Raw genomic sequence first — 5,300 nt, forward strand, 5'->3', positions numbered from 1 at the left:
GATATTTATGATATTCATATATGATTCTTCTTGTAACTATATATTTTCAGTATGTTTTATCAGCTAAAAAGTTTTATAAACGAACAAAAAGAATTGAATTAATGCTTTTAAAGTTATTTTAATATATATGATGAATATGTTTTGTAGATGATTGGATAAATATAATAAATACTTCTTGACGTATAGACTGAGATGATATATAATATGCATATGAAATGAAAATATTATTTATTTGAAATATATTAGGAGGAGTGTAAATGAAATTATTTTTTAAAAATTTAAATGAGACAAAGATAATTATGGAGAATATGGTTTCTTTTAAAAAAGAAAATGGAGCATATATTGTAAAGGGCTTCAAGGGTAATGAAAAAGTAATAGCAGGAAAAGTAATAGAAATGACAAACTCAAAATTAGTAATTGAAGGAACTTCAGTGAGAGAAACGTATAGATTAGCACCACTTAATTTCTAAAATTATATATACTTTTATTAAACACGGGATATCCGTGTTTTTTTTGTATATAAATAATTAAAAACTAATATAGTTTATAATAAAACATTATTAATGTTATCTATTTTGAATAGAATCAATAGAAATTTGTTGAAATATCATATTAGATTGATTTTGTTGACAAAACTAGAAACTAAAGGTATAATACACGACGTAATATAAAATTAAATACATTGTTTGACTTGAAAATAGTCGATTCAATGGTGCTGTGAGAGTGTCGTTAGGCAAGAATTGTCCATCTCATTGGTGCTACAGGAGTATCATTAAGCTAAAGCTCATCCTGTGAATTGATATTTTAAGTTGAACCTTTAGGGGTCGACTTTTTAATGTTGACTTTTTTTATTGTATTTTATTTGTTTTTAGGAGGAAGAGATGAAGAATAGTTTTTATAAAACGTTACTTATACTAGCGTTGCCAATTACAATTCAAAGTTTAATATTGGCATCTGTAAATATGGCAGATGTATTTATGATTGGAAAATTAGGAGGGATGCAAGTGGCATCTTTAGGTTTAGCTAATCAAATAGTATTTTTGATGACAACATTTATAATGGGAGTGAATAGTGGAGCTGCTATATTTATAGCTCAATACCATGGGAAAAAAGATTATACCAAAGTAAAATATATTGTGTCCATATCGATTATATTAAGTGTGTTGATGGCTCTATTTTTTTGGTTTATTTCATATATTACACCGGAGTATATAATGAGACTCTATACAAAAGATTCACTGGTTATAGAGACAGCTTCAAAATATCTTAAGGTGGTAGCTTGGTCATATGTGGCTTCAGCTATATCATTTTCATTTTCAATATTACTTAGAGGATTAGGAGAGAGTGAGCTACCTATGTTGACTAGTTTTTTATCGTTATTAGTAAATATTGTATTGAACTATCTACTAATATTTGGTAATTATGGATTCCCAGAATTAGGAGTAGAAGGTGCCGCATTAGCTACATCTATAGCTCGTGGGATAGAGTGCGTAGTGGTAGTGGCAGTTATCTATAAAAGAAAATATCCAATAGCTATAAAGTTAAAAGATTTTTTTTGTTTTGATATAGTTGTATTGAAGTTATTTATTGTAACAGCAGGAGCCGTTATTCTAAATGATATATTATGGGCATTAGGGCAGACTGTATATAGTGCTATTTATGGAAGAATAGGAACAGAATCATTGGCCGCTATAAATATAGAAAATAGTTTTGAGAGGCTAGCGGTAGTAGGAGTAATTGGATTTGCCAATGCAGCGACAGTAATGATAGCTCATAAAATAGGACAAGGGAAACTAGATGAAGCTTATTCCGATGGGAAGAAATTTTATAAAGTATCATTTGGATTAGCAGTTCTTTTGGCAATTCCTTTAGGATTATTCTCTTCTAACTTAGTTGGAATGTACAATGTAGATGAAAATGTATTGAAATTAGGTAAATATACACTGATAGCATTTTGTATATCTTTTCCATTTAAGGCTCTCAGTATGACTAAGATGGTTGGAGTGTTAAGAGGTGGAGGAGACACAAAATTCGCCATGGGAATAAATCTTATAGCTCTATGGATGGTAGGGATACCTGGAGCTATATTTACAGCTTTTTATTTAGGACTTCCTATATATATAGTATATTTGGCTACTTTAGCAGAAGAGTTTGTACGTATTATAATTGGAATGAAAAGGTTTGTTAGTAAGAAATGGATAAATAAATTAGCATAAAAGATAAAAGATAAAATATAAAAATAAGTAGCTAATTGCTACCTATTTTTATATTATTTGTTTGAGTTATAGTTTTTTAAATATTATTTTTGAAAATTATATATCTTTAGGAAGAACTTTATTTAAAACTACTCCTACAATGGCAGCTACTGCTAGACCAGATAGAGAGATTGTTCCCCATAAAACTACATTACTGATAGCTATTCCTAAAACAAATATAAGTGATGCAATGATTAAATTTCTTGAATGAGCAAAATCTAATTTAGCTTCAATTAATGTTCTTACTCCTACACTTGAGATCATTCCGAATAAGATAATAGATATTCCACCCATAACTGGAGTAGGAATTGTTTGTAGGACAGCACCGAATTTACCTATAAATGATAGTGCAATTGCATATACAGCTGCGATTCTAAGAACAGCAGGATCGTATACTTTTGTAACTGCTAAAACACCGGTATTTTCTCCATAAGTTGTATTAGCTGGTCCACCGATTAATCCGGCGAAAAGAGTAGCAATTCCATCTCCTAACATAGTTCTATGGATTCCAGGTTCATCAAAGAAGTCTTTTCCAACAACGGCACCGTTAGTTGTTATATCTCCAATATGTTCTATAAATACTACTAGAGCTATAGGAGCTATTGCAATAACGGATGTCCATGAAAATTTAGGTAGAGTTGTAAGGTCTTTTAAAGCACTGTCTGTAAATCCTATCCATTTAGCATTTACAATAGGGGCGAAATCTACCAGTCCAAATAGAACGGCTAAGGTATATCCAACCATAACTGAAACAAGGATAGGAACTAATCTAAAGAAAGATTTTTCTAAAACAGAGATTATTACCATAGTAGCTACTACAACTAAAGCAATTATTAAACCTTTTAATTCGAATGTACCATTGTTGTATCCAATCATATTTAAAGCAACTGGACTCATTCTAAGACCGATTACCATGATGATAGGTCCAACAACTATTGGAGGGAAAAATGATTTTACTTTTTCAACACCAAATACTTTGATAGTTAGAGCCATTAAAATATAGATAACTCCTGCAGAGATAACTCCTGCTTTTACAGCACCGATACCGTCGTGCTTTAGAACTAAAGAGATAGCTCCAATAAATGCAAAACTAGAACCTAAGAATACAGGGACAATTTTCTTTGTGCAAAAATGAAATAATAGAGTACCTCCACCTGCAGCTAAAAGTGCGATAGATGGGTTTAGTCCAGTTAAAAATGGTACTAATACAGTAGCTCCAAACATAGCTAATACATGTTGTAACCCCAATAAATATTTTGTTTTTCCGTTAATCTTATGCATTTTTTTCTCAATCCTCCTAATTTTTTTTCAAAAAAAAAGATAGTAAAATCTATCTTTTAATTAATTTATTTATAAATTTTTCCTTATTGACAATAAATCTGTCATGGAAACAACTTCCTACGATAGTTTCTTCGTGGATAACAAGAATTTCGAAAGAAAGTTTTTTTCCATCGATCTCATTTAATGTAGCAATACAATTTAATTTATCTCCTACTAAGTTAGCTTTCAGATGTTTAACATTTACAGATATACCTACTGTAGTATTTTCTTTATCTAAATATTTTTCAACACTAAGAAATGCTGTTTTTTCCATAAAAGCAATTAAACTGGGAGTAGAAAAAACATCTAATCCGCCAGATTCCATTTTTATGGCAGTTTCCGATGAATTTATAATTTTTTCTAATGTATAAGATAGATCTTTTTTTAACATTGTATTCCCCCTCTACTTTAAACTTTCGAAATTATACTCTATTTATTCATAGTTGTCAATGATTAAAAAAAAAGAAACTCTTCAATGAAGAGTTTCTTTTAAATTCGTCCTAAGCTATAGAAAAGAAACTTTCTTGAAATTTTTTAGACTTAGCAATGGTAAAATTAACAGTTTTTCCAATTAGGAGGGAACAAATAACAGCATAAATAACTGTATCAAACCCTAAAAAATAAGCCGATATTAATATCACGATAGAGTCTGCCACCATCATTACATTTCCTACAGGAAAATTGAAAAGTCTATTAAAAATTTGAGCCACGATAACAGTTCCACCGGTGTTACTACCAAAAGCTACAGCTAGTCCAATTCCAATTCCGATACAGATAGCTCCTGCAACAACAGCAATAAATTTAAATGCTAAACCATCAGTAGCTGGATGAACAAACCGTAAAAAACTATGAGTAAACCATTCATAGAATGGAAATAATATAAGAGCATATGTAGTGGTAAGAGCATATTTTTTTCCTATAATAATAGCACCTAAAATGAATACAGGGATATTAAGTAACAACATAGCTTGAGCTATAGAAAAATTTGAAAAAAGTGTATTTATTAAAATTGCTAACCCTGTAAATCCTCCAGCAGTAAACTTTGCAGGTCCTAAAAAATTAGTTATACCCATTGCTGCTATAAAAAATCCTAGATTAATAAATAAAAATTCCGTTAGATGTTTTTTTCTTTTTGACATTACTCTACTCTCCTTTTGTATAATCATTTTAGTCTTAAAGAAATATTATATACTATTTTACGAGTATTGTAAATGTAAAAATTAAAATATTTTAATGTGTATAAAAGGCGGACTAAGAGTTGTAAAACCCGGTATTTTTTAAAAAAATAAAATCTGTTGAATAAGGTGAAAATTAGGGATATACTAGAGGTAAGGAGTTCACCATGAATTGCTCAAATAATAAAGAAAGTTGAGTGAGAAATATAATCAAAGTTAATTTGAGAGATATGAAAGAAAAAAATGTCAGAGAAAATTAGTTTTGATTTGTGGTAAAAGAAAGGCTTTTGCAGGATGAGACAGGGAGGATAAAATATATGAAAAAAAGGATTTTAATATTAACTGGAATTTTAGCATTGGGGATAGCATCCCATTTTTATATAAATCAAAAGTATATAAAAAAAGAAAAAAAAATAACTTCACAAAAAATGATCCCACAAAAAGTCCAAGAGAAAAGAGTTGAAATAGAAGAAAAAAAAGACGAAATTAAGGAGGCAGTGGTAAAGGTGGAAAATAAATATAGATGGAATTTAAATGATATATATAGTGA

5 protein-coding genes and 1 pseudogene are annotated in these 5,300 nt (G+C 29.6%); 3 read left to right on the forward strand and 3 right to left on the reverse strand.

The annotated features are described in order from the left end of the window. The first annotated feature begins 257 nt into the window (after nucleotides 1–257). Entirely contained in the window at nucleotides 258–470 is a 213-nt protein-coding gene (locus WBG30_RS09920; protein ID WP_424504496.1) for a hypothetical protein, read from the forward strand. 411 nt (nucleotides 471–881) lie between these two features. Further along, a complete protein-coding gene (locus WBG30_RS09925; RefSeq protein WP_424504497.1) occupies nucleotides 882–2,216 on the forward strand; it encodes an MATE family efflux transporter in 1,335 nt (444 codons plus the stop codon). A 96-nt stretch (nucleotides 2,217–2,312) separates the two neighbouring features. Here WBG30_RS09925 and WBG30_RS09930 read toward each other — a convergent pair whose 3' ends face one another. The 3 genes from WBG30_RS09930 to WBG30_RS09940 all read right to left on the reverse strand — a co-directional run bounded on the left by WBG30_RS09930 (nucleotide 2,313) and on the right by WBG30_RS09940 (nucleotide 4,714). Further along, nucleotides 2,313–3,536, reverse strand: coding sequence for a uracil-xanthine permease family protein (locus WBG30_RS09930; RefSeq protein WP_424504498.1), 1,224 nt, complete (start codon nucleotides 3,534–3,536; stop codon nucleotides 2,313–2,315). A gap of 49 nt (nucleotides 3,537–3,585) precedes the next feature. Continuing rightward, nucleotides 3,586–3,966: a thioesterase family protein gene (locus WBG30_RS09935; protein ID WP_424504499.1), complete on the reverse strand. Its 381-nt coding sequence runs from the start codon at nucleotides 3,964–3,966 to the stop codon at nucleotides 3,586–3,588. Between the two features lie 109 nt (nucleotides 3,967–4,075). Continuing rightward, the gene (locus WBG30_RS09940; RefSeq protein ID WP_424504500.1) at nucleotides 4,076–4,714 is read right to left on the reverse strand and encodes a YitT family protein; all 639 of its coding nucleotides are present in this window, start codon (nucleotides 4,712–4,714) and stop codon (nucleotides 4,076–4,078) included. Between the two features lie 353 nt (nucleotides 4,715–5,067). On the opposite strand from WBG30_RS09940, the pseudogene WBG30_RS09945 reads away from it, so the two are divergent. Continuing rightward, nucleotides 5,068–5,300, forward strand: a pseudogene (locus WBG30_RS09945) (hypothetical protein); the annotation flags it as partial.

The sequence above is a fragment of the Psychrilyobacter sp. genome (assembly GCF_049671765.1).
In the GTDB taxonomy this organism is placed as follows: domain Bacteria; phylum Fusobacteriota; class Fusobacteriia; order Fusobacteriales; family Fusobacteriaceae; genus Psychrilyobacter.

Excerpts from the sequence above, each read along its gene's own strand:
- WBG30_RS09920 (WP_424504496.1), top strand. The coding sequence starts at position 258 with ATGAAATTATTTTTTAAAAATTTAAATGAGACAAAGATAATTATGGAG.
- WBG30_RS09925 (WP_424504497.1), top strand. The coding sequence starts at position 882 with ATGAAGAATAGTTTTTATAAAACGTTACTTATACTAGCGTTGCCAATT.
- WBG30_RS09930 (WP_424504498.1), bottom strand. The coding sequence starts at position 3,536 with ATGCATAAGATTAACGGAAAAACAAAATATTTATTGGGGTTACAACAT.
- WBG30_RS09935 (WP_424504499.1), bottom strand. The coding sequence starts at position 3,966 with ATGTTAAAAAAAGATCTATCTTATACATTAGAAAAAATTATAAATTCA.
- WBG30_RS09940 (WP_424504500.1), bottom strand. The coding sequence starts at position 4,714 with ATGTCAAAAAGAAAAAAACATCTAACGGAATTTTTATTTATTAATCTA.